Here is a 26138-nt window from a genome sequence, read left to right as displayed (position 1 = left end):
TGTCGGTGCAGGCCACGGAGGCCGAGCTCCTGCCGTTACTGGAAGGCAAGGAGGACCAGGTCTCCCTCGCCGCGGTCAACGGCCCGGCCGCGGTCGTCGTCGCCGGGGACGGCGACGCGGTCGAAGAGATCGCGGCGCATTTCAGGGCGCTCGGCCGCCGGACCAAGAAGCTGCGGGTGTCGCACGCCTTCCACTCGCCGCACATGGACGCGATGCTCGACGAGTTCCGCGCGGTGGTCGCGGGGCTTTCCCCGCAGGCGCCGCTGATCCCGGTCGTGTCCACTTCGACCGGTGAGCCGCTGACCGCCGAGCAGGCGACCGCGCCGGACTACTGGGCCGGGCACGTCCGGCACGCCGTCCGGTTCGCCGGCAGCGTCGGCTGGCTGCGCGAGCACGGGGCCGGGGTGTTCCTGGAGCTCGGGCCCGGCGGTGTGCTGTCCGCCATGGCCGAGAGCTCGCTCGAAGACGCCGACGGGGCCGTCGCGTTCCCGGCGCTGCGGGCGGACCGGCCCGAGGCCGACGCGATCGCGGCGGCGGCCGGGAACCTGCACGTCCACGGCGTCCGGATCCATTGGGACGCCTTCTTCGCCGGGACCGGCGCCCGCCGCGTCGACCTGCCGACCTACGCGTTCCAGCGGCGCCGCTTCTGGCCGAAGGCGATGTTCACCGAAGCCGCCGACCTCCGCGCGGCCGGGCTCGGCGCGGCCCGGCACCCGCTGCTCACCGCGGCCGTCGCACTGGCCGGCTCGGACGGTTTCCTGCTGACCGGGCGGCTGTCGCCGCAATCGCACCCGTGGCTGGCCGACCACGCCGTCCACGGTGCCCTCCTGCTCCCCGGCACGGCGTTCCTGGAGCTGGCCGTCCGCGCCGGTGACGAGGTCGGCTGCGACCGCGTCGAGGAGCTCACCCTCGCCTCGCCGCTCGTCCTGCCGGCCGAGGGCGGTGTCCAGGTCCAGGTGTGGGTCGGCCCGCCCGACGGGAACGGCCGGCGCTCGCTGAGCCTCTACTCCCGCCCCGACAGCGCGGACACCGGCACCGACCTGCCCTGGACCCAGCACGCGGCCGGGACCCTCGCCGCCGGTGAGGACGCGGGCGCGGCCGATCCGGTGTCCGATGTGGACTTCGCCGAATGGCCGCCCGCCGGTGCGGAAGCCCTCGACCTCGACGGGCACTACGACCGCCTGGCCGACGGCGGCTTCGAGTACGGCCCGGCGTTCCGGGGTCTCACCGCCGCCTGGCGGCGCGGCGACGACGTCTTCGCCGAGCTGCGGCTGCCCGAGGGCGCCGACGCCGAGGCGTTCGGCCTCCACCCCGCGCTGCTCGACTCCGCCCTGCACGCCGTGGTCTTCGCCGATCTGGGCGAGGGCGGGCTCCCGTTCTCCTGGGAGGGTGCCGCGCTCCACGCGACCGGCGCCGCGGCCGCCCGGGTGAAGATCACCAAGACCGCCGAGGACGCCGTCGCCATTTCGGTCGCCGACACCGACGGTCAGCCGATCGCGTCGATCGACTCGCTCGTGCTGCGCGCGGTGACCGGCGCCGGGGCGACCGCCGCGATCGGGCGGGACTCGCTGTTCACCGTCGGCTGGAAGAAGGTCCGCACCACCCGCGGGGCCGTGACTGGGTCGATCGGAGTGCTCGGCGAGGACGTTTTCGGCCTGGCCGCGGCGATCCGCGAATCCGGTGCCGAGGCCCAGTCCGGCCCGAACTGGCCCGGTGATGCCGTCCCCGAGATCGTCCTGACCCCGGTGCACGGCGACCCGGACGAAGATGTCGCCGCCGCGGCGCACCGGCTGGCGGCCGAAGCGCTGGCCCAGGTTCAGAGCTGGCTGGCCGACGAGCGGGCGGCCGGATCCCGGCTGGTTTTCGTCACCCGCGGCGCCGAAGGCGGTGACCTCCCGGCGGCCACGGTCTGGGGCCTGGTCCGGGCGGCCCAGAACGAGCACCCCGGCCGCTTCGGGCTGCTCGACCTCGACCCGGCGGCAGCGTCGGTCACCGGGCTCGTCCCCGCGCTCGTGGTGGCCGAACCTCAGCTCGTCATCCGCGACGGTGTGCTGCTGCAGGGACGGCTCACGCGCGTTTCCCGTACCACACCGCAAGAACCGGTGTGGAGCACGGACGGAACCGTGCTGCTCACCGGTGGTCTCAGCGGTCTGGGCGGGGTGTTCGCCCGGCACCTGGTCACCGGGCACGGCGTCCGGCACCTGCTGGTGCTCAGCCGCCGGGGCCTGGCGGCGGAAGGCGCCACGGAACTGGTCGCCGAACTCGCCGAGCAGGGGGCCGAGGTCACCGTCTCCGCCTGCGACGTCGCCGACCGCGGCGCGCTCGCGGAGGCGCTGGCGCTGATCCCGGTCGAGCACCCGCTGCGCGGGATCGTGCACACCGCCGGGGTGCTCGACGACGGTGTCGTGTCCTCGTTGACTCCCGAGCGCCTGGACGCCGTGCTCACGCCGAAAGTCGACGCGCTCTGGAACCTGCACGAACTCACCCGGGTGCTCCCGCTGACCGCGTTCGTCGCCTTCTCCTCGGTGGCCGGCACGTTCGGTGCCGCCGGGCAGGCGAACTACGCTGCGGCCAACGCGTTCGTCGACGCGCTCGCCCGCCGCCGCCGGGCGGAAGGCCTTCCCGGATCGTCGCTCGCCTGGGGGCCGTGGGGCGGAGCCGGGGAAGGCGGCATGACGAGCGGCCTTACCGAAGCCGACCTCGACCGGCTGGCCCGTGCGGGCACCCCGCCGATCACCGTCGAGCAGGGGATCGAACTGTTCGACGCGGCGGTTTCGGCACCGGAGGCGCTGGTGCTGCCGGTCCGGCTCGACCTGGCCGCGCTGCGCGCGCTCGGCGAGGTCCCGCACCTGCTGCGGGGGCTGGTCAGGACCTCGGCGCGCCGCTCGGTGATCGCCGGGGCCTCCGGCGCCTCGGTGGCGACCGGGCTGGTGCAGCGGCTGCTCCGGCTCGACGGGGCGGACCGCGCGGACACCGTGCTGGACCTGGTGCGCGCCGAGGTCGCCGCGACGCTCGGGCACGCCGGGAGCGAGTCCGTCGACCCCGCGCGGGCGTTCACCGATCTCGGTTTCGACTCGCTCACCGCGGTCGAACTGCGCAACCGGCTCAGCCGCGTCACCGGGCTGCGCACCTCGGCCACGGTGATCTTCGACTACCCGACCGCGAACGCGCTGGCCGCGCACGTGCTCGGTGAGCTGATGGACTCCGAAGCAGTGCCCGCCGAAGCTCCCTCGCGCGCCTCGGCCGGTGACGACCCCGTGGTCATCGTCGGCATGAGCTGCCGCTATCCCGGTGGCGTCGGTTCGCCGGAGGACCTGTGGCGGCTCGTCCGCGAAGGCGCCGACGCCATTTCAGGCTTCCCGGTCAACCGCGGCTGGGACCTGGACGGGCTGTACGACCCCGACCCGGACCACCCGGGCACGACCTACACCCGGGCCGGTGGCTTCCTGCACGACGCGGGCGAGTTCGACCCGGCCTTCTTCGGCATGAGCCCGCGTGAAGCGATGTCGACGGACTCGCAGCAGCGGTTGCTGCTGGAGGCCTCGTGGGAGGCCGTCGAGCGCGCCGGGATCGACCCGGTCTCGCTGCGCGGCAGCCGGACCGGGGTGTTCGCCGGCGTGATGTACAACGACTACGGCGCGGTCCTCGCCGGTGGCGACTTCGAGGGTTTCCAGGGCAGCGGGACCGCGCCGAGCGTGGCTTCGGGGCGGGTCTCCTACACCCTCGGCCTGGAGGGTCCCGCGGTCACGGTCGACACCGCGTGCTCGTCGTCGCTCGTCGCGATGCACTGGGCGATGCAGGCGCTGCGGGCGGGGGAGTGCTCGCTCGCGCTGGCCGGCGGGGTGACGGTCATGTCCACGCCCGCCTCACTCATCGAATTCGCGCGCCAGCGCGGACTTTCCCCCGACGGCCGCTGCAAGTCCTTCTCCGACACCGCGGACGGCGTCGGCTGGTCCGAGGGCGTCGGCATCCTGGTGCTGGAGCGGCTTTCCGACGCGCGGCGCAACGGGCACGAGGTGCTCGCCGTCGTCCGCGGGTCCGCGGTCAACTCCGACGGCGCGTCCAACGGCCTCACCGCCCCCAACGGCCCCTCTCAGCAGCGGGTCATCCGGCAGGCGCTGGCGGGCGCCGGTCTGTCCACATCGGACGTCGACGTCGTCGAGGCCCACGGCACCGGGACCAGGCTCGGCGACCCGATCGAAGCCCAGGCCCTGCTCGCCACCTACGGCCGGGACCGCGACGAGGACCGTCCGCTGCTGCTGGGCTCGGTGAAGTCCAACCTCGGCCACACCCAGGCCGCGGCCGGGGTCGCCGGGGTGATCAAGATGGTCATGGCGATGCGCCACGGCGTGCTCCCGCGGACCCTGCACGCCGCGCGGCCTTCGTCCGAAGTGGACTGGACAGCCGGCGCGGTCGAGCTGCTCGCCGAGGAGACCGAGTGGCCGGCCACCGGCCGCCCGCGCCGCGCGGGGATCTCGTCGTTCGGGATCAGCGGCACCAACGCCCACACGATCATCGAGCAGGCGCCCGCCCCGGCCCCGGTCGTGGTGACCGCCGTGGCCGAGCCCGGGGCGGGGGCGGGGGCGGGGGCAGGCCAGGTTGTACCGTGGCTGGTGTCCGGCCGGACCCGGGCGGCGCTGCGCGCGCAGGCCGCCGCGCTGAAGGCATTCGTGGAGTCGGACCCCGGCCTGACTCCCGCCGACGTCGCGCTGTCACTGGCCACCACGCGTTCGGCCTTCGACCGCCGTGCGGCGGTGGTCGGCGCGGACCGCGCCGAACTGCTGGCCGCGCTGGGCGCGCTCGCCGGCGACGCCCCGGCGCCTGGCCTGGCCGAGGGCGAGAGCGGCGGCGGGGCCAAGGCGGCGATGCTCTTCGCCGGGCAGGGCAGCCAGCGTCCCGGCATGGGGCGTGAGCTGGCGGAGCGGTTCCCGGTGTTCGCCGAGGCGCTCGACGAGGTCGTCACGCAGCTCGACGCCGGGCTCGACCGGCCCCTGCGCGAGATCCTGTTCGCCGACGCCGGCACCGCCGAGGCCGGGCTGCTGGACCGGACCGGGTACACCCAGCCCGCGCTGTTCGCGCTCGAAGTCGCGCTGTTCCGGCTGGTCGAGTCCTGGGGGGTCAAGCCGGCCGCGGTCGCCGGGCACTCGATCGGCGAACTGGCCGCGGCGCACGTCGCCGGAGTGTTTTCCCTGGCCGACGCCTGCACATTGGTGACCGCTCGCGCGAGGCTGATGGACGCGCTCCCGTCCGAAGCCGCGGCGATGATCTCCTTGCAGGCCACCGAGGACGAGGTCACCCCGCTCCTGACCGACGGGGTTTCCCTCGCCGCGGTCAACGGGCCGGCCTCGGTCGTCGTCGCCGGCGACGAAGCCGCGGCCGCCGCGATCGCGGAGCACTTCAGCGGGCTGGGCCGCAAGATCAAGCGCCTGCGGGTGAGCCATGCCTTCCATTCGCCGCACATGGACGCGATGCTCGACGAGTTCCGCGCGGTGGCGCAGACCCTCACTTACGCCGAACCCGTGCTCCCGCTGATCTCCAACCTCACCGGCGGGTTCGCCACCGCGGAGCAGGTCTGCTTCGCGGACTACTGGGTCGAGCACGTCCGCGGCACGGTCCGGTTCGCCGACGGGGTGCGGACCCTGCGCGATTCGGGCCTGACCACCTTCTTCGAACTCGGACCCGACGGCGTGCTCTCGGCGATGGCCGAGGACATCCTCGCCGGGGATTCCGGGGACACTGCCGAACCGGCCGCCGAAGCCATCCCGGCCCTGCGTGGTGACCGTCCCGAGGAGGCGGCGATCACCGGCGCGCTGGCCCGGCTCCACGTGCGCGGCGTGGCCGTCGGCTGGCCCGCGTTCTTCGAGGGCACCGGCGCGCGCTGGGTGGGCCTGCCGACTTACGCCTTCCAGCACGAATTCTACTGGCCCGAGACCGTGCCGCTGCCCACCGCCGCCGACCCGGCCGACGAGCGGTTGTGGGCTGCCGTCGAGCGCGGCGACGCCGAACAGCTCGCCGCCCTGCTGGGTCTGCGTGAGGAGCAGTTCTCCTCACTCGGCTCGCTGCTTCCGGCGCTGACGTCGTGGCGCCACGGACGGCAGGAACGCTCGCTGCTCGACTCGTGGCGCTACCGCGTCGAGTGGAAGCCGTTGCGCCTGCCGGATTCCCCGACGTTGAGCGGCACCTGGCTGCTCGTGACCACCGCCGAGAACGATGGCGCCGACGCTGTCGAAGCCGCGCTTGCCGGGCATGGTGCGACCGTTCGCCGGGTCACGCTCGACGAATCCTGTGCCGACCGGACCGTGCTCGCCGCGCGGCTCGCTGATGCCGGGGATCAGTTCGCAGGAATCGTCTCGCTGCTCGCCTCGGACGAGCGGGAGTACGCCGCCGGCCCGGTGCTGTCCGTCGGACTGGCCCTGACCGTCGCGCTGATCCAGGCGGTGGGCGAGGCCGGGCTCGACGCTCCACTGTGGACCTTGACCGGCGGCGCGGTCTCGACCGGCCACTGGGACCCGGTCACCAGCCCGGCCCAGGCCGCGGTGTGGGGGCTCGGCCGCGTGGCGGCACTGGAGTACCCGCGGCAGTGGGGCGGCCTGATCGACCTGCCGGCCACCCTCGACGAGCCCGCCGCCCGGACCCTGGCCACCGTCCTCGCCGGGCTCGACGGTGAGGACCAGGTCGCCGTGCGGTCCGCCGGGGCCTCCGGGCGGCGGCTCGCGCGCTACCCCGTCGACGAACTGCCCGGCGAGTTCACCGCCTCCGGCAGCGTGCTGGTCACCGGCGGCACCGGGGCGCTCGGCGCCGAGGTCGCCCGCTGGCTGGCCCGCAGCGGCGCCGGAAACCTGATCCTGACCAGCCGTCGCGGCCCGGACGCGCCCGGCGCGGACGGACTGCGCACCGAGCTGGAAGCACTCGGCGCGCGGGTCGACATCGTTTCCTGCGACGTCGCCGATCGCGACGCGCTGGCGGAGGTACTGGCGCGGGTCCCGGACGGGTACCCGCTCACCGGTGTGGTGCACGCGGCCGGCACCGGGCAGGCGTCCCCGATCCACGAGACCGGCATGGACGCGTTCGCCGGGATCATGTCGGCGAAGGTGTCCGGCGCGGTCAACCTCGACGCCCTGCTCGCTGACACCGAGCTCGGCTTCTTCGTGCTGTTCTCCTCCATCGCGGGGGTGTGGGGCAGTGGTGGCCAGAGCGCGTACGGCGCGGGCAACGCCTACCTCGACGCGCTCGCCGGACAGCGGCGCGCCCGGGGCCTGACCGCGACGTCGATCGCCTGGGGGCCGTGGGCGGAGGCCGGAATGGCTGCCGACGACGCCGTCTCCGGCGATCTCGCGCGCCGCGGCCTCGCGTTCCTCAGCCCCGGGCCCGCGATCGCGGAGCTGCGCCGCGCGGTGGTGCAGCAGGACGTGACGGTGACCGTCGCCGACGTCGACTGGGAGCGCTACTTCCCGATCTTCACCTCGCTGCGGCCCAGCCCGCTGCTCGGCGACCTGCCCGAAGCCCGCGCGGCCCTCGGCTCCGGGCCGGACGGCGGCGGCGGGTCCGAGTTCGCCGCACGCCTGCGGGGCCTGGCCGAAGACGACCAGCGACGGCTGGTGCTCGACCTCGTCCGCGCGGAAGCCGCCGTCGTGCTCGGCCACGCCTCCGCCGAGGCGGTCACCGAGCGCCAGTCGTTCCGCGACGCCGGATTCGACTCGATGACCGCGGTCGAACTGCGCAAACGGCTGGCCAAGACGACCGGCCTGAACCTGCCGGCCACCTTGGCCTTCGACTACCCGAACCCGGGCGCGCTCGCCGCGTTCCTGCGCACCGAGGTGCTCGGCCGTCCCGACGACCTTGTCCCGGTGGCCACTGGGACCGCGGTGGACGACGACCCCATCGCCATCATCGGCATGAGCTGCCGCTTCCCCGGTGGCGTCGGGTCGCCGGAGCAGCTCTGGGACCTCGTCGCCCAGGGCGCCGAGGCCGTCACCGACTTCCCGGCCGACCGCGGCTGGGACGGCGAGGGCCTGTACGACCCGGACCCGGACCGGCCCGGCGGCACCTACACCACCCAGGGCGGCTTCCTGCACCAGGCGGCCGAGTTCGACCCGGGATTCTTCGGGATCTCGCCGCGTGAGGCGCTCGCGATGGACCCGCAGCAGCGGCTCCTGCTGGAGTCGGCGTGGGAGGTGTTCGAGCGGGCGGGGATCGATCCCGGTACCGTCCACGGCAGCCTCACCGGCACGTTCATCGGCGCCAGCTATCAGGACTACGGCGCCGGGGCCGACCTCGGCGGCTCCGAAGGCATGATGGTCACCGGCACCAGTCCCAGCGTGCTGTCCGGCCGGGTGGCCTACCTGTTCGGGCTGGAAGGCCCGGCCGTCACCGTCGACACCGCCTGCTCGTCCTCGCTGGTCGCCCTGCACCTGGCCTGCCAGTCGCTGCGCAACGGCGAAAGCTCGCTCGCGCTGGCCGGCGGCGCGCACGTGATGGCCAACCCCGGGCCGTTCGTCGCCTTCAGCCGCCAGCGCGCGCTCGCCGCCGACGGCCGCACCAAGGCGTTCGGCGACGGCGCGGATGGCATGGTCCTCGCCGAAGGGGTCGGGCTCGTGCTGGTCGAGCGGCTGTCCGACGCGCGCCGCCACGGGCACCCGGTGCTGGCCGTGGTGCGGGGTTCGGCGATCAACCAGGACGGCGCGTCCAACGGCATGACCGCGCCCAACGGCCCGTCGCAGCAGCGGGTGATCCGGCAGGCGCTGGCCAACTCCGGCCTGACCGCGGCCGAGGTCGACGCCGTGGACGGTCACGGCACCGGCACCGCGCTCGGCGACCCGATCGAGGCGCAGGCGCTGCAGGCCACCTACGGCCGTGACCGCGATCCGGCCGGCCCGCTGCTGCTCGGCTCGGTCAAGACGAACATCGGGCACACGCAGTCGGCCGCCGGGGTCGCCAGCGTGATCAAGATGGTCATGGCGATGCACCACGGGGTGCTGCCGGGCACGCTGAACTCGGCGACCCCGTCACCGCACATCGACTGGTCGCCCGGCACGGTCTTGCTGCTGAACTCGGCGACGCCGTGGCCGGAGACCGGCCGCCCGCGGCGGGCGGCGGTGTCCTCGTTCGGGATCAGCGGCACCAACGCGCACACCATCCTCGAGCACGTCCCGGCGGAGACGCCCGCCGTCCGGCCCGCGGAGCCGGCCGGGATCGTCCCGCTGGTGCTGTCGGGCAAGTCCGCGGCCGGCCTGCGCGGGCAGGCGGGGCGGCTGAAGTCCGTTGTGGACAGTTCACCGGAGCTGGTCCCCGCCGACCTCGCCCACTCGCTGGTCACCTCACGGGCGCTGTTCGAACACCGGGCCGTGGTGCTCGGCACCGACCAGGCCGACCTGCTGGCCGGGCTGACCGCGTTGAGCGGCAACGGTTCCTCGGCCGAGGTGGTCACCGGCACGGCCGACATCGACGGCCGCACGGTCTTCGTGTTCCCCGGCCAGGGCTCGCAGTGGGCCGGGATGGGCGCGGAGCTAGCTGGCCAATCACCGGTGTTCGCCGAGCGCCTCCAGGAGTGCGCGGCCGCGCTGTCGTTGTTTGTGGACTGGTCGCTGCTTGATGTGCTGCACGAGGTCGAGGGCGCGCCGTCGCTGGACCGGGTGGACGTGGTCCAGCCCGTCACCTGGGCGGTGATGGTTTCCCTGGCCGCGCTGTGGCGTTCCCGGGGAGTCGAGCCGGACGCCGTGGTGGGGCACTCTCAGGGGGAGATCGCCGCGGCGGTGGTGTCCGGCGCACTGTCGCTTGAGGACGGTGCGCGGGTCGTATCCCTGCGCAGCCAGGCGATCGGCCGCACGCTGGCCGGGCTCGGCGGCATGATGTCGATCGGGCTGCCGGTCGCCGACGTCGAGACCCGGCTGGCCGGGCGTGGCGAGGGAATCTCCATCGCGGCGGTCAACGGGCCGAGGTCCGTGGTCGTCTCCGGTGAGCCCGGGCTGCTCGACACGCTGTTCGAGCAGCTGTCGGCCGAGGAGGTCCGGGTCCGCCGGATCGCGGTGGACTACGCGTCCCATTCCGCCCAGGTCGAACTGCTCGAAACCGAGCTGGCCTCGGTGCTGTCGGCGGTCCGGCCGCAGGAGTCCGCGGTCCCGTTCTTCTCCACGGTGACCGGCGACTGGCTCGACACCACGACGATGGACGCCGGGTACTGGTACCGCAACCTGCGCCGGACCGTCGGGTTCGAACCCGCGATCGCCGAGCTGGTGGCCCAGGGCCACCGCGTGTTCGTCGAGTCCAGCCCGCATCCGGTGCTGACCACCGCGGTGCAGGACACCGCGGAAGCCGCCGGGACTCCGGCCGTCGCCGCCGGCACCCTGCGCCGCGGCCAGGGCGGCGCGGGCCGGTTCCTGACCTCGCTCGCCGAGGTCTTCGTGCGCGGGGCCCGGGTCGACTGGGCGGGCCTGTTCGAGGGCGCGCGGCGCGTCGCCCTGCCCACTTACGCCTTCCAGCACGAGAACTTCTACGCCGTGCCCGTCGAACCGGCGCTGCCCTCGGTGGTGGACGCGGCCGACGCGGAGTTCTGGAACGCCGTCGAGGAGGCGGACTTCGACTCGCTCAGCGCGAGCCTCGACGTCGACGGCGCCTCGCTGGCCACCGTGCTGCCCGCGCTGTCTTCGTGGCGGCGCCGGCGTCAGGATAAGTCCACTGTGGACTCCTGGCGCTACCGGGCCACGTGGAAGCCGGTCAAGAGCCCGTCCCCGGCGGCCTTGTCCGGGACCTGGCTGGTCGTGACCGCCGAAGGCACCGACGACAGCGAGTTCACGGCGCTGCTGGAGGGCCACGGCGCCCGGGCCGAACGGCTCGTGCTGGACGAGTCCGCTGTGGACCGCGAAGTCCTTGCCTCGCGCCTGACCGGCATCGAGGGCCTTTCCGGGGTGCTCTCGTTGCTGGCCTTCGCCGAGCAGCCGAGCGAAGCGCACCCCGAACTCGCCACCGGTCTGGCCCTGACCGTGTCCCTGATCCAGGCGCTCGGTGACGCGGGCCTCGGCGCTCCCATGTGGAGCCTCACCCGCGGCGCGGTTTCGACCGGCCGGTCCGACCGGGTGCCGAACCCCGGGCAGGCCCAGGTGCTCGGCCTCGGCTGGACCGCCGCGCTGGAGCACCCGCAGCGCTGGGGCGGCGTCGTCGACCTGCCCGAGACCCTCGACGAGCGCGGCGCCGGACGCCTGGCCGGGCTGCTGGCCGGCGGAGGCGCCGAGGACCAGCTCGCCATCCGCTCCTCCGGCGTGCTCGCCCGGCGCGTGGTCCCGGCCCCGGCCGGCGCCGGCGACCCGGAGCGCACCTGGTCCCCGCGCGGGACCACGCTGATCACCGGCGGCACCGGCACGCTCGCCAAGCACCTCGCCCGGTGGCTCGCCGCGCAGGGCGCCGAGCACATCGTGCTGACCAGCCGCCGCGGTATCGAGGCGCCCGGCGCGCCGGAACTGCTGGCGGAGCTGACCGAGCTGGGTTCGGACGCGGAGATGCGGTCCTGCGACGTCGCCGACCGCGACTCGGTCGCGCGGCTGCTGGCCGGGCTCAAGGAGGCCGGGCGGACCGTGCGCACGGTGGTGCACACCGCCGCCGTGATCGAGCTGAGTTCGCTCGACGCCACCGATCTGCCCGCTTTCGCCCGGGTGATCCGGGCCAAGGTCCTCGGCGCCCGGCACCTCGACGAACTGCTCGACGACACCGAACTCGACGCGTTCGTGCTCTACTCCTCGACCGCCGGCCTGTGGGGCAGCGGGCTGCACGCCGCCTACGTGGCGGGCAACGCCTACCTGGCCGCGCTGGCGGAGAACCGCCGGGGCCGCGGCCTGCCCGCGATCTCGGTCTCCTGGGGCATCTGGGCCGACGACCTCGAACTCGGCCGCGTCGACCCGGCGCAGATCCGCCGCAGCGGACTGGAGTTCATGGATCCGGCCCTCGCCCTCGCCGCCCTGCGCCGCGCGCTGGACGAGAACGACACCGCGATCGCGATCGCCGACGTCGACTGGGCGCGGTATCACCCGGTCTACACCTCGGTGCGGCCGACGGAGCTGTTCGCCGAGGTACCCGAGGTGCGGCGGCTCACCGAAGTCGCCGAGACCGCGCAGGGCGCCGGCGGGGCCGGCGAAGGAGAGTTCGCCGCCCGGCTGCGTTCGCTCCCGGCCGCCGAACAGGACCGCCTGCTGCTCGACCTCGTCCGCGGCGAAGCGGCGACGGTGCTGGGACACGACTCCGGTGCGGAGCTCTCGGAGCAGCGGGCCTTCCGTGACGTCGGTTTCGACTCGCTCACCGCCGTGGACCTGCGCAACCGGCTCGCCGCCGCCACCGGGCTGAGCCTGCCGAGCACGATGGTGTTCGACTACCCGAGCCCGCTGGCGCTCGCCGCGTTCCTCCGCTCGGGGATCGCCGGGACCCAGGTCGTGACGGCCGCCCCGGCGGCACCGGGGTCCGGCCTCGACGACCCGATCGTCATCATCGGGATGAGCTGCCGCTACCCGGGCGGCGTGAGCTCCCCGGAAGACCTCTGGGACCTGGTCGTCCGCGGCGGGGACGCCATCTCCGGCTTCCCTGCCGACCGCGGCTGGGACGGCGACAGCCTTTTCGACGCGGATCCGGACAGCTCCGGCAAGACCTACTCGACCCAAGGCGGGTTCCTGCACGACGTCGCCGAGTTCGACCCCGGGTTCTTCGGGATCTCCCCGCGCGAGGCGCTGGCGATGGACCCGCAGCAGCGGCTCCTGCTGGAGACGGCGTGGGAAGCCTTCGAGCGGGCCGGAATCGACCCGGCCACCCTGCGCGGCAGCCGGGCGGGCACCTTCATCGGCGCCAGCTACCAGGACTACAGCTCCGCCGGGGACAGCGGCGCGGACGGCTCCGAGGGCCACATGGTCACCGGCACGCTGTCCAGCATCCTGTCCGGGCGGATCGCCTACCTGTTCGGGCTGGAGGGCCCGGCGGTCACCCTCGACACCGCGTGCTCGTCGTCCCTGGTGGCGCTGCACCTGGCCTGCCAGTCGGTGCGCAGCGGGGAGAGCTCGGTCGCGCTGGCCGGCGGGGTCAGCGTGATGTCCACCCCGAACGCGTTCGTCGGGTTCAGCCGGCAGCGCGCGATGGCCGCGGACGGCCGTTGCAAGGCCTACGCCGAAGCGGCCGACGGGATGAGCCTCGCCGAGGGCGTCGGCCTCGTCCTCGTCGAGCGCCTGTCCGACGCGGTGCGCAACGGGCACGAGGTCCTGGCGGTGGTCCGCGGTTCGGCGGTCAACTCCGACGGCGCGTCGAACGGCCTCACCGCCCCGAACGGTCCTTCGCAGCAGCGGGTCATCCGCCAGGCGCTGGCCGAAGCCGGTCTGTCCACTTCGGACGTCGACGTGCTCGAAGGCCACGGCACCGGCACCGCGCTCGGTGATCCCATCGAGGCGCAGGCGATCCTCGCGACCTACGGGCAGGACCGCGAACGCCCCCTGCTGCTGGGCTCGGTCAAGACGAACATCGGGCACACGCAGATGGCTTCGGGTGTCGCCAGCGTGATCAAGGCCGTCCTGGCGATGCGCCACGGTGTGGTGCCGAAGACCCTGCACATCGACGAGCCGTCGTCGCATGTGGACTGGTCTTCCGGCGCCGTCCGGCTGCTCACCGAGCCGGTCGAGTGGCCCGGCTCCGGCCGTCCGCGCCGGGCGGGCGTCTCCTCCTTCGGGCTGAGCGGCACCAACGTCCACACCCTGCTCGAACAGGCCCCCGCGGTCGACGTCCCGGCGCGCGATCCGGTCACGGGCCCCGTGCCGGTGCTGCTGTCCGGGCGGACCGACCGGGCCCTGCGCGATCAGGCCGCGCGAGTGCTCGACCTGCTGCGGGACCGGCCCGACACCGAGCCGGCCGACCTCGCGTTCTCGCTGGCCACCGCGCGGTCGAGCTTCGAACGCCGCGCCGCGCTGATCGCCCTCGACCGCGAAGACCTCGTCCGCGGCCTGACCGCGCTGCGCGACCAGGCCCCCGACGGCGGCCTCGTCCAGGGGACCCCGGCCCGCGGCCGGATCGCGTTCCTGTGCACCGGGCAGGGCAGCCAGCGGCCGGGCATGGGCCGTGAGCTCTACGAGCGGTTCGAGGTCTTCGCCGAAGCCTTCGACGCCGTGCTGGCCTGCTTCGACCGGGACCTCGAACGGCCGCTGCGCGAGATCGTCTTCGCCGCGGAAGGCACGCCCGAGGCCGGGCTGCTCGACACCACCGCTTACACCCAGCCGGCCTTGTTCGCCCTCGAAGTAGCGCTGTTCCGGCTCGTCGAATCCTGGGGCATCCGGCCGGACTACCTGGCCGGGCACTCCATCGGCGAGCTGGCCGCCGCCCACGCCGCCGGCGTCTTCTCCCTCGAAGACGCCTGCGCGCTGGTGGCCGCCCGGGGCCGGTTGATGCAGGCCCTGCCCGAGGGCGGGGCGATGGTTTCGCTGGAGGCGAGCGAGGACGAGGTCATTCCGCAGCTGACCGGCGGTGTTTCGATCGCGGCGATCAACGGCCCGGCTTCGCTGGTCGTCTCGGGCGACGAGCAGGACGTGCTCGCCCTCGCCGCGCGGTTCGAAGCCGACGGCCGCAAGACCAAGCGGCTCACCGTCAGCCACGCCTTCCATTCGCACCGCATGGACGCGATGCTGGCCGAGTTCACCCGGGCCGCCGAGCGGGTCACCTATCACGCGCCGGTGATCCCGCTGGTGTCCACCGTGACCGGCACGCTCGCCACCGCCGAGCAGCTCGCCGACCCCGGTTACTGGGCCGGGCAGGTCCGCGGCACCGTGCGGTTCGCCGACGCCGTGGGCCGGCTGGCCGCCGAGGGCGTCACCGCGTTCGCCGAACTCGGTCCCGACGGCGTGCTGTCCGGCATGGCCCAGCCGGTGCTCGGCGAGGAGCCCGGCGCCGTGCTGGCGCCGGCGCTGCGCCGCGGCCGGGCCGAGGTCGCCGCGCTCACCGCGGCACTGACCCGCCTGCACGTCCACGGCGTCACGGTGGACTGGGCCGCGTTCTTCGCCGGTTCGCGGGCGCGGCGGGTGGACCTGCCGACCTACCCGTTCCAGCACGAGCGCTTCTGGCCCGAGCCCGGCGAGACCGAAGCCGCCGGCCAGGCCGACCCGGCCGACGCCGGGTTCTGGGCCGCGATCGAACGGGAGGACTTCGCTTCGCTGGCGGCCACCCTCGGCCTCGACGACACCACGATCACCGCGATGGTGCCCGCGCTGTCCGCCTGGCGCCGGCGCCGCCGTGAACAGTCCACAGTGGACGAATGGTGCTACCGGGTCGGCTGGAAGCCGCTGCCCGCCGACGCCGCGAGCCGCCCAACCGGCACCTGGCTGGTCGTCACCGCCCCCGGCGCCGACGCCGGCTGGGTCGACACCGCCGTCACCGGGTCGGGCGCCGAGACGGTCCGGTTCGAGCTGGACGGGGACCGGGGCACGCTCGCCGACCGGTTGCGTGGACTCGGCACCGGGTTCGCCGGCGTGCTTTCCTTTGCGGCGCTGGGTAATTCCGGCAGTGCCGAGGCACCCGCGGCACTGACGCTGACCACGCTCCTCGTGCAGGCGCTCGGCGACGCCGGGATCACTGCCCCGCTGTGGTGCGTCACCCGCGGCGCGGTCTCCATCGGCCGGTCCGACCGGATCGCCGATCCGGTCCAGGCCGGGGTGTGGGGCCTCGGCCGTGTGGTCGCGCTGGAGCACCCCGACCGTTGGGGCGGCCTGGCCGACCTCCCGGCCGAGCTCGACCCGGCCACCGCGCACCGCCTAGCGATCGTATTGGGCGGCACCGAGGACCAGGTGGCGGTCCGGGCCTCGGGCGTCTTCGCCCGCCGCCTGGCCCACCGGCCGGCCGGCGACGACCAGGCGGCGACGTTCACGCCTTCGGGCACCGCGCTGGTCACCGGCGGCACCGGCGGGCTCGGCGCGCACGTCGCCCGCTGGCTCGCCGGCGGCGGCGCCGACCACGTCGTGCTGCTCAGCCGCCGCGGCCCGGACGCCCCGGGCGCCGCCGCCCTCCACGAGGAGCTGAGCGGCCTCGGCGCCGAGGTCACGATCGTCGCGGGCGACGCGGCGGACCGGGACGCGCTGGCTTCGGTGTTCGACCGCTTCCCGATCACCGCCGTCTTCCACACCGCCGGTGTGGTCGAAGACAGCGTCGTCGACGCGCTGACGCCGGAGAAGTTCACCGGCGTCTGGCGGTCGAAGGTCGCTTCGGCCCAGGCGTTGGACGAGCTGACCCGGGAGACCGAGCTGTCGGCGTTTGTGTTGTTCTCCTCCACCGCCGGCACTCTCGGCGCGGCCGGGCAAGGCAACTACGCCGCGGCCAACGCCGCGCTGGACGCGCTGGCCGAGCACCGCGGCTTCCTCGGGCTCGCCGCGACGTCGATCGCCTGGGGCCCGTGGGCCGACGGCGGCATGGTCACCGACGGTCCCTCCCTCGAAAGCCGGATGCGGCGCGGCGGATTCGGCCTGCTGGCGCCGGACCTCGCGATCTCGTCGATGGCGCGGGCGATCGAGCTCGGTGACGCGACCGTCGCCGTGGTGGACATCGAATGGGCCCGGTTCGCCGAGGCGTTCACGACTCTGCGCGCGAACCCGTTCGTCTCCGATCTGCCTGAGGTCAAGCGGCTCCAGACGGCCGAAGACCCGGGCGAACCGGCGCTGAGCCGTCACCTGGGCACCCTGCCCGCCGCCGAACGCGGCCCGTTCGTGCTCGACCTGCTGCGGGCCCGGATCGCCGGGGTGCTCGGCCACACCGACGCGGGTGCCATCGAAGCCGACCGGGCGTTCAAGGACCTCGGGTTCGATTCGCTGACCACGATCGAACTGCGCAACGCACTGGCCGCGGCCACCGGGCTGAGCCTGCCCGCGTCGATGATCTACGACTACCCGACCGCCGCCGAACTGGCGGAGTTCCTGCTCGCGGAGCTGCTCGGCTCGATCAGCGAGCCGGTCGTCCCGGCCGCGGTCTCCCGGGCGGCCGCCGACGACCCGGTCGTCATCGTCGGCATCGGCTGCCGCTTCCCGGGCGGGGTCGGCTCACCGGAAGACCTCTGGCTCATGCTCGCCGAGGGCCGCGACGGCATCTCCTCGTTCCCGGCCGACCGCGGCTGGGACCTCGACGCGCTCGCCGCCGGGGCGTCCGACACCCGCGAAGGCGGTTTCCTCACCGGGGTGGCCGACTTCGACGCCGGGTTCTTCGGCATCTCGCCGCGGGAAGCGCTGGCGATGGACCCGCAGCAGCGGCTCCTGCTCGAGACGAGCTGGGAAGCGCTGGAGCGCGCCGGGATCGACCCGGCCGCGCTGCGCGGCAGCGACACCGGGGTCTTCATCGGCACCAACGGCCAGGACTACCCGAGCCTGCTGCGGGAAGCCGCCGCCGACGTCCAAGGCCATGTCGCCACCGGGAACACCGCCAGCGTGATGTCCGGCCGGCTCTCCTACGCACTGGGCCTGGAAGGCCCGGCGGTCACCGTCGACACCGCCTGCTCGTCCGCTCTCGTCGCCCTGCACTGGGCGTCCCGGGCGCTGCGCGACGGCGACGCCTCGCTGGCGCTGGCCGGCGGCGTGTCGGTGATGGCCAGCCCCGATTCGTTCGTCGAGTTCAGCGCCCAGAGCGGCCTCGCCCCCGACGGGCGCTGCAAGCCCTTCGCCGACGGGGCCGACGGCACGTCGTGGTCCGAAGGCGTCGGGGTTCTGGTGCTGGAGCGGCTTTCCGCCGCCGTCGCCCACGGGCACGAGGTCTGGGGCGTGGTCCGCGGCTCCGCGATCAACTCCGACGGCGCGTCCAACGGCCTCACCGCGCCCAACGGCCCGTCACAGCAGCGGGTCATCCGCGGCGCGCTCGCCGACGCCGGGCTGGCCCCGGCCGAGATCGACGCGGTCGAGGCGCACGGGACCGGCACCACACTGGGCGACCCGATCGAGGCCCACGCGCTGCTGGTGACCTATGGCCGCGACCGCGAGGAGCCGCTGCGCCTGGGCGCGGTCAAGTCGAACCTCGGGCACACCCAGGCCGCCGCCGGCGTCGCCGGGATCGTCAAGATGGTCATGGCGATGCGCCACGGCGTGCTGCCGAAGACCCTCCACCTCGACGCGCCGACCTCGCACGTCGACTGGGCGGCCGGCGCGGTTTCCCTGGTGCGCGAGCGGGAGGACTGGCCGGAGACCGGGCGGCCCCGGCGGGCCGGGATCTCCGCGTTCGGCGTGAGCGGCACCAACGCCCACGTGATCATCGAGCAGGCCCCGGCGGTGGAGCCGGTGGTGGCGGCCGAAGCCCCGGTCACCCCGTCGGTCGTGCCGTGGGTCGTCTCCGGCAAGAGCCGCGACGCGCTGGAAGCGCAGATCACCCGGCTCACCGCCTTCGCCGCGGGCGCTGATGTGTCCACTGTGGACGTCGGGTACTCGCTCGCGACCGGCCGCGCCGCCTTCGGGCACCGCGCGGTGCTGCTGGCGGGCCCGGACGGCCTGGTCGAATCCGCGCGGGGCCGGGTAGCCGAGGGCAGGACAGCGTTTCTGTTCTCCGGCCAGGGTTCCCAGCGGCCGGGGATGGGGCGCGAGCTGTATGCACGGTTCCCGGTCTTCGCCGCGGCACTGGACGAGGTCTTCGCGCACTTCGCCGTTGAGCTCGACCGGCCCCTGCGCGAAGTCGTCTGGGGCGCCGACGCCGAGCTGCTCGACGAGACCGGGTACACCCAGCCCGCACTGTTCGCGATCGAGGTCGCGCTGTACCGGCTCCTGGAGTCCTGGGGCGTCCGGCCCGGCCACGTCGCCGGGCATTCAATCGGCGAAATCACCGCGGCGCACGTCGCCGGGGTGCTCTCCCTGGCCGACGCGGTGCAGCTCGTCGCCGCCCGGGGACGCCTGATGCAGGCGCTGCCCGCCGGCGGGGCCATGGTGTCCGTCCAGGCCGGCGAAGCCGAGGTCGCCGGGCACCTGACCGAGCGGGTCTCGATCGCTGCCGTCAACGGGCCCGGCGCGGTGGTCCTCGCCGGGGACGCCGACGAAGTGCTCGCGATCGCGGAGCGCTTCGCCGCGGACGGCCGCAAGACCAAGCGCCTGCGGGTCAGCCACGCCTTCCACTCGCCGCTGATGGACCCGATGCTCGACGGCTTCCGCCACGTGGTCGAAGGACTTTCCTTCGCAGCGCCCAAGATCCCGGTGGTGTCGAACCTGATCGGCGCCACGGCCACCGCCGAGCAGCTCTGCTCGCCGGAGTACTGGGTGCGCCACGTCCGGGAGACGGTCCGGTTCGCCGACGGGGTCCTGGCCCTGCGCGAGGCCGGGGTCAGCACGCTCGTCGAGGTCGGGCCGGACGGGATCCTGGCCGCGATGGCCGCGCAGGTCCACGACGACGGCGCGGAGTTCCCGGCCGTGCCGCTGCTGCGGGCGAACCGCGACGAGGAGGCCACGATCTCCGCCGCGCTCGGCGCACTCCACGTCCGCGGCGTGCCGGTGGACTGGAGCGCGTTCTTCGACGGCACCGGTGCCCGGCGTGTCACCTTGCCGACCTACGCCTTCCAGCACGAACGGTTCTGGCCGGAGGTCCCGCTGGTCACGGGGCCGGTGGCCGGGGATCCGGCCGACGCCGAGTTCTGGTCGGCCGTGGAGCGGGAGGACCTTTCTTCGCTGTCGACGGCGCTCGACCTCGACGACGACTCACTGTCCACTGTGGTGCCGGCGCTGTCGGCCTGGCGGCGTAAGCGCCAGGATCGGTCCGTTGTGGACGGCTGGCGCTACCGGGTGAGCTGGAAGCCGCTGACCGCTGCGGCGCAGGCCGGGCCGGGAAGGTGGCTCGCCCTCTTGCCCGAGAACACCGCACCCGAGGACACCGACCCGTGGCTCACCACCGCCCTCGGGGCGCTCGGTGGCGACGTGGTCCGGATCGAAATCGGTACCGATGCCTCCGCGATCACCGCTCGGCTCATCGAGGCGCACGAGGGTTCCGGCGGGTTCGCCGGAGTCGTGTCGTTCGTCCCGCAGGCCTGGCCGGCCGTGCTGCTGCGGGCGCTGTCCGACGCGGGCATCGACGCCCCGCTCCGGTGCGTCACCCGCGGCGCGGTCGCGATCGGCCGCGCCGACCACGCCGTCCATCCGGACCAGGCCGCGATCTGGGGACTCGGCCGGGTGCTGGCGCTGGAAAACCCGCGGCTCTGGGGCGGCCTCGTCGACCTGCCCGGCTCGCTCGACGCCCGCACGGCCGAACGGTTCGCCGCGGCGCTGGCCGGGCCCGAGGACCAGGTGGCCGTCCGGGCTTCCGGGATCTTCGGCCGTCGCCTGGTCCGGGCGGCGGGCGAGGCGACGGGCTCGTGGGCGCCGGAGGGCACCGTCCTGGTGATCGGCGGCACGGGGGCCGTCGGCGCCCGCGTGGCCCGCTGGCTGGCGGCCGAAGGTGCCGACCATCTCGTCCTCACCGCGAAGCACGGCAGTCTCGCGCCCGAACTGGCCGGAGACCTGGAAGCGCTTGGCGCCACAGTGAACTTCGCCCAGTGCGACCCGGCCGACCGCGACGCGCTCGCCGCGGTGCTGGAATCGATCGATGGACTCAGCGCGGTGATCCACGCCGACGGCGAGCCCGGCGCCCTCACCGGGGACCAGGCCGCCGACATCGACGCGGCGGTCGCCGGGGCGGTCAACCTGGACGCGCTCCTCGGCGACCGTCCGCTCGACGCGTTTGTCCTGTTCACCACGGTCGCCGGGGTGTGGGGCTCCGCCGGGCGCGGCACCGAGGCCGCCGTCGGCGCCCGCCTGGACGCCCTCGCCGGGCACCGGCGCGACCGCGGCGCCCCGGCGCTCTCGATCGCCTGGGGCGCTTGGGCCGACGGCGTTCCCGAAGGCTTGGCCGGGCACCTGCGCCTCAACGGTGTCCCGGCCATCGACCCGGACCTGGCGCTCACCGCGCTCGGCCACGCGCTCGCCGACCCGGGCGATTCCGCGGTGGTCATCGCCGACGTCGAGTGGGACAAGTTCGCGCCGGCCTTCACCACGCACCGGCCGAGCGCCCTGCTCGACGAGCTGCCCGAGGCCCGCGTGGTGCTCGTACCGGCGAAGGACGCCGAGTCCGAAACCCCGCTCCGGCAGAAGCTGCGCGGCCTGTCCGAGGCCGGGCGCGAGGCCGAAGTGCTCGGCCTGGTGCGGGACCGGGTCGCGGCCGTACTGGGACACGCCGGTGCCGGCGCCGTCGAGGTCGACGCGGCGTTCAAGGACCTCGGCTTCGACTCGCTGACCGCGGTCGATCTGCGAGACCAGCTCACCACCGCGACCGGGCTCACGCTCCCCGCGACGCTGGCCTTCGACCACCCGACCCCGGCCGTGCTCGCCGCGTACCTGCGGTCCGAACTGCTCGACGAGCAGACCGCCGCCGACGTCCCGGTGGCCGACCTTCGCGCCGCCGAAGACGATCCGGTCGTCATCGTCGGCATGAGCTGCCGTTACCCCGGCGGGGTCCGCTCGCCGGAGGACCTCTGGCGGCTGGTGGACGACGCGGTCGACGCGGTCGGCTCGCTGCCCGCCGACCGCGGCTGGGCTCTCGAAGCCCTCGCTGGCGACGGTGAAGGCAGCACGGTCGCGACCGGCGGTGGTTTCCTTTACGACGCCGGAGACTTCGACCCGGCCTTCTTCGGCATCTCGCCGCGCGAGGCCATGGTGATGGACCCGCAGCAGCGGCTGGTGCTCGAAGCGGCGTGGGAGGCGCTGGAGCGTTCCGGGATCGACCCGGCCGGGCTCCGCGGCACTGACGCCGGCGTGTTCATCGGCGGCGGCAGCGGCGACTACCGGCCGGACGCCGAGGAGTTCGGGCAGTGGCAGACCGCCCAGTCCGCGAGCCTCCTGTCCGGACGGCTGGCGTACACCTTCGGCCTGGAAGGGCCGACGGTCTCGGTCGACACCGCCTGCTCGTCCTCCTTGGTGGCGCTGCACCTCGCGTCCCAGGCGCTGCGGACGGGGGAGTGCTCGATCGCGATCGCCGGCGGGGTCACGGTGATGTCCACCCCGACGAACTTCATCGAGTTCGGCGACCTGGGCGCGCTTTCGGCGGACGGCCGCTGCAAAGCCTTCGCCGACAGCGCGGACGGCACGGGCTGGTCCGAGGGCGTCGGCATGCTCGTCGTCGAACGGCTCTCCGACGCCCGGCGCCACGGCCACCACGTGCTGGCCGTGGTCCGCGGTTCGGCGATCAACTCCGACGGCGCGTCCAACGGCCTGACCGCCCCGAGCGGGCCCTCGCAGCAGCGGGTGATCCGGCGGGCGCTGGCCAACGCCGGGTTCGCCGCCGCCGACGTCGACGCGGTCGAGGCGCACGGCACCGGCACCGCGCTGGGCGACCCGATCGAGGCGCAGGCACTGCTCGCGACCTACGGGCAGCATCGGGAGACCCCGCTGCGGCTCGGCTCGGTCAAGTCCAACATCGGCCACACCCAAGCCGCTTCCGGCGTCGCGGGCGTGATCAAGATGGTGCTCGCCATGCGGCACGGCGTCCTGCCCCGCACCCTGCACGTCGACGCGCCGTCGTCCCATGTGGACTGGACGGCCGGCGCGGTCGAGCTGCTCACCGAAGCCGTCCGGTGGCCCGATTCCGGGCGGGCGCGCCGCGCCGCGGTGTCGTCGTTCGGCGCCAGCGGGACCAACGCGCACCTCATCCTGGAGCAGGCGCCGGACCTCGCCGAAGCAGCGGAACCCGCCGAAACCGGGGTGGTCCCGGTGGTGCTGTCCGGCAAGACGCCGGCCGCGCTGGGGGAGCAGGCGGGCGCGCTGCTCGCCCGGCTCCGGGCCCAACCGGAGCTGACCCCGGCGGACGTGGCGTTCTCACTGGCGACCACGCGCTCGGTGTTCGAGCACCGGGCCGCGGTCGTCGCCGGCGATCGTGATCAGCTGCTCAGCGGGCTGGCGACGCTGGCCGGGGGCGACACCTCGTCGCTCGCGCTGCGCGGCACCGCCGGGCGCGCCGGGAAGACCGCCTTCCTGTTCTCCGGCCAGGGTTCCCAGCTGCCCGGGATGGGCGCGGCGCTGTACCGCCGGTTCCCGGTCTTCGCCGACGCCTTCGACGCGGTGCTGGCGCACCTGGAGTCCGAACTGGACCGGCCGCTGCGCGACCTCGTGTTCGCCGGGCCGGCGACCGAGGAAGCCGAGCTGCTCGACCGGACCGGCTACACCCAGCCCGCGCTGTTCGCCGTCGAAGTCGCCCTCTACCGCCTGGTGCGGTCGTGGGGCCTCGAGCCGGACTTCGTCGCCGGGCACTCGATCGGCGAGCTCGCCGCGGCCCACGCCGCCGGGGTGCTCTCGCTGGCCGACGCCTGCACGCTGGTCGCGGCGCGGGGCCGGCTGATGGAGGCGCTGCCCGGCACCGGGGCCATGGTCTCGCTGCAGGCCACCGAGGAGGAGGTCGCGCCGCTGCTTACGGCCGGGGTCGCGATCGCCGCGGTCAACGGGCCCCGCGCGGTGGTGATCGCCGGTGACACCGGCGCGGTGACCGCGCTCGCCGCCCGCTTCGCCGCCGAGGGGCGAAAGACTAGGCGTTTACGAGTCAGCCATGCGTTTCACTCACCTCATATGGACGCCATGCTGCAGGACTTCGACCGGGTCGCCCGGAGTGTCTCGTACGCCGCGCCCGTGGTGCCGCTCGTCTCCGGCCTCACCGGGGAAGTGGCCGCCGCGGAGCGGGTGTGCGACCCGGGCTACTGGGTCGAGCACGTCCGCGAGACGGTCCGGTTCGCCGACGGCGTCCGAGCCCTCGCCGGCCACGGCGTGACCCGGTACCTCGAGATCGGCCCGGACGCGGTGCTGTCCGCGATGGCCCGCGAGTGCCTCGGCGACGCCGGTGCGCAGGTGATCTCCTTGCTGCGCAAGGACCGGGACGAGGAGACGACCGCGGTCGGCGCGCTGGCCCGGCTGTTCGTCGACGGCGTCAAGCCACAGTGGACTGGCAAGCAAGAGCGGACCGGCTTCTTCGACGGCACCGGCTCCCGCCGGGTGGACCTGCCGACCTACGCCTTCCAGCACCAGCGGTTCTGGACCGTGGCCCAGACCGCCGCCGCTCCCACCGCCACCGACGGCGACCGCGACTTCTGGGCGGCCGTGGCGAACGAGGACTTCTCTTCGCTGGAAACGGCTTTGAACGTCGAAGGCGACGCGCTCTCGAAGGTGCTCCCGGCGCTGATGGACTGGCGGCGCAAGCGCGAGGACCAGTCGCTCGTCGACGGCTGGCGCCACCGCATCGTCTGGAAGCCGGTCACCGCGGTCGCTTCCGGCGGCCTCACCGGCAGCTGGCTCGCGCTCGTGCCCGCCGGGAGCGACGACGAGTGGGTTCCGGCCGCGGCCGGTGCGCTGGGCGAGGACGTGGTCCGGATCGACGTCCCGGCCGAATCGGACCGGGCAACACTGGCCGAGGCGCTGGCCGGGCTTTCCGGCCGGGCCTTCACCGGTGTGGTCTCCCTGCTGGCCTTGCGGGAACCCGGTGGCGGCGTGCCGTCCGGGGTCACCCAGACCGCCGTCGCACTCCAGGCACTGGGCGACGCCGGGATCGGCGCCCCGCTCTGGTGCGTCACGCGGGGTGCGATTTCGGTGGGCCGCGACGAATCCCCGCTGCGGCCGGAGCAGGCCGGCGTATGGGGTCTCGGCCACGTCGCCGCGCTGGAGTACCCGGAGCGCTGGGGCGGTCTCGTCGACCTCCCCGAGGTCCCCGACGCGCGGATGGCGCAGCGGTTCGCCGGTGTGCTCGCCGGGCTCGACGGTGAGGACGAGGTCGCCATCCGGCCGTCGGCGCTGTTCGGCCGACGCCTGGTGCCGGCCCCGGCCCACGGTCCCGCCCCGGTCTGGGAGCCCGGCGGCACGGTCCTGGTCACCGGCGGCACCGGTGCGCTGGGCGCGCACCTCGCCCGCAAACTCGCCCGTGACGGCGCGGAGCATCTGCTGCTCGCCAGCCGCAGCGGCCCCGCCGCTCCCGGCGCCGACGAGCTGCGGGACGAACTCGCCGCCACCGGGGTGCGGGTCACGGTCGCCGCCTGCGACGTCGCCGATCGCGCCGAACTCGAGGCCCTGCTTGCGGACGTCCCGGCGGAGTACCCGCTGACCGGCGTCGTCCACGCGGCCGGGGTGCTCGACGACGGCGTGCTCGACGGGCTGACCCCGGACCGGTTCGAGGCGGTCTTCCGCTCGAAGGTGGACTCGGCCCGCCTGCTCGACGAGCTGACCCGTGGACTGGACCTCAAGGTGTTCGCGCTGTTCTCCTCGGCGTCGGCCGCGGTCGGCAACCCCGGCCAGGCCAACTACGCCGCGGCGAACGCCGTGCTCGACGCGCTCGCCGAAGGACGGCGTTCCCACGGTCTTCCCGGGACCTCGATCGCCTGGGGGCCCTGGGGCGGCGGCGGAATGGCCGCCGGTGGCAAGGCCGAGGACGCGGCGCGGCGCACCGGGATCGGCGCGATGGACCCGGAACTGGCGTTCACCGCGCTCAAGCAGGTCGTCACGGAGGACGAGCCGACCGTGCTGGTCGCCGACGTCGACGCGGGACGCTTCACCACCACGGCCCGGCCGAGCGCGCTGCTGCGGGAAATGCCGGGCTACGCCGAGCTGGCCGCCTCGGCGGCGGCCGCGCCCGACGCCGGGATCGCGTTGCGGGCCACGCTGGCCGAGCTCACCGCCGGCCGCCGGTTCGAGACCGTGCTCGACCTGGTCCGGGCCCGCGCGGCCGAAGTGCTCGGCTACCCCGACGTCGAGCTGGTCGGCGAGGAGAAGGCGTTCCGGGACCTCGGCTTCGATTCGCTGGGCGCGGTGGAACTGCGCAACCAGCTCAACGCCGCGACCGGGCTGAGCCTGGGCTCCACGCTGGTCTTCGACCACCCGACGCCGGTGGCGCTCGCCGAGCACATCCTGGCGGGCCTGCTGCCGGGCGGCGAGGGCGAAGACGAAGCGGGAGACGGGAACCTGCTCGGGGACGGGATCGACGTCCGGGCCCTGCTGGGTTCGGTGTCACTGGAGCAGCTGCGGGAAATCGGTGTCCTGGAACCACTGCTGCGGCTGGCCGGCCGCGCCACCGGAGACGGCACCGGCGGCACCGAGCCGGGAACCGGGGACTCGATCGACACGATGGCGGTCGACGACCTCGTGCAGGCGGCGCTCAACGGCCAGTCCGACCGGTCGTACGACTGA

At 74.3% G+C, this 26138-nt stretch carries 1 protein-coding gene (only partly in view); it reads left to right on the top strand.

The window, feature by feature from the left end; genetic code table 11:
- Positions 1–26138: the 3' portion of a type I polyketide synthase gene (locus OG943_RS14005; RefSeq protein WP_328610186.1), read on the top strand. The gene continues 2065 nt to the left of window position 1, outside the view; the window shows 26138 of its 28203 coding nt (coding positions 2066–28203); its start codon lies beyond the left edge, outside the window; its stop codon occupies positions 26136–26138.

This window comes from Amycolatopsis sp. NBC_00345, from assembly GCF_036116635.1.
Lineage (GTDB): Bacteria > Actinomycetota > Actinomycetes > Mycobacteriales > Pseudonocardiaceae > Amycolatopsis.
The sequence above is the reverse complement of the archived record's forward strand: the minus strand, read 5'-3'. Positions and strand labels throughout refer to the sequence as shown.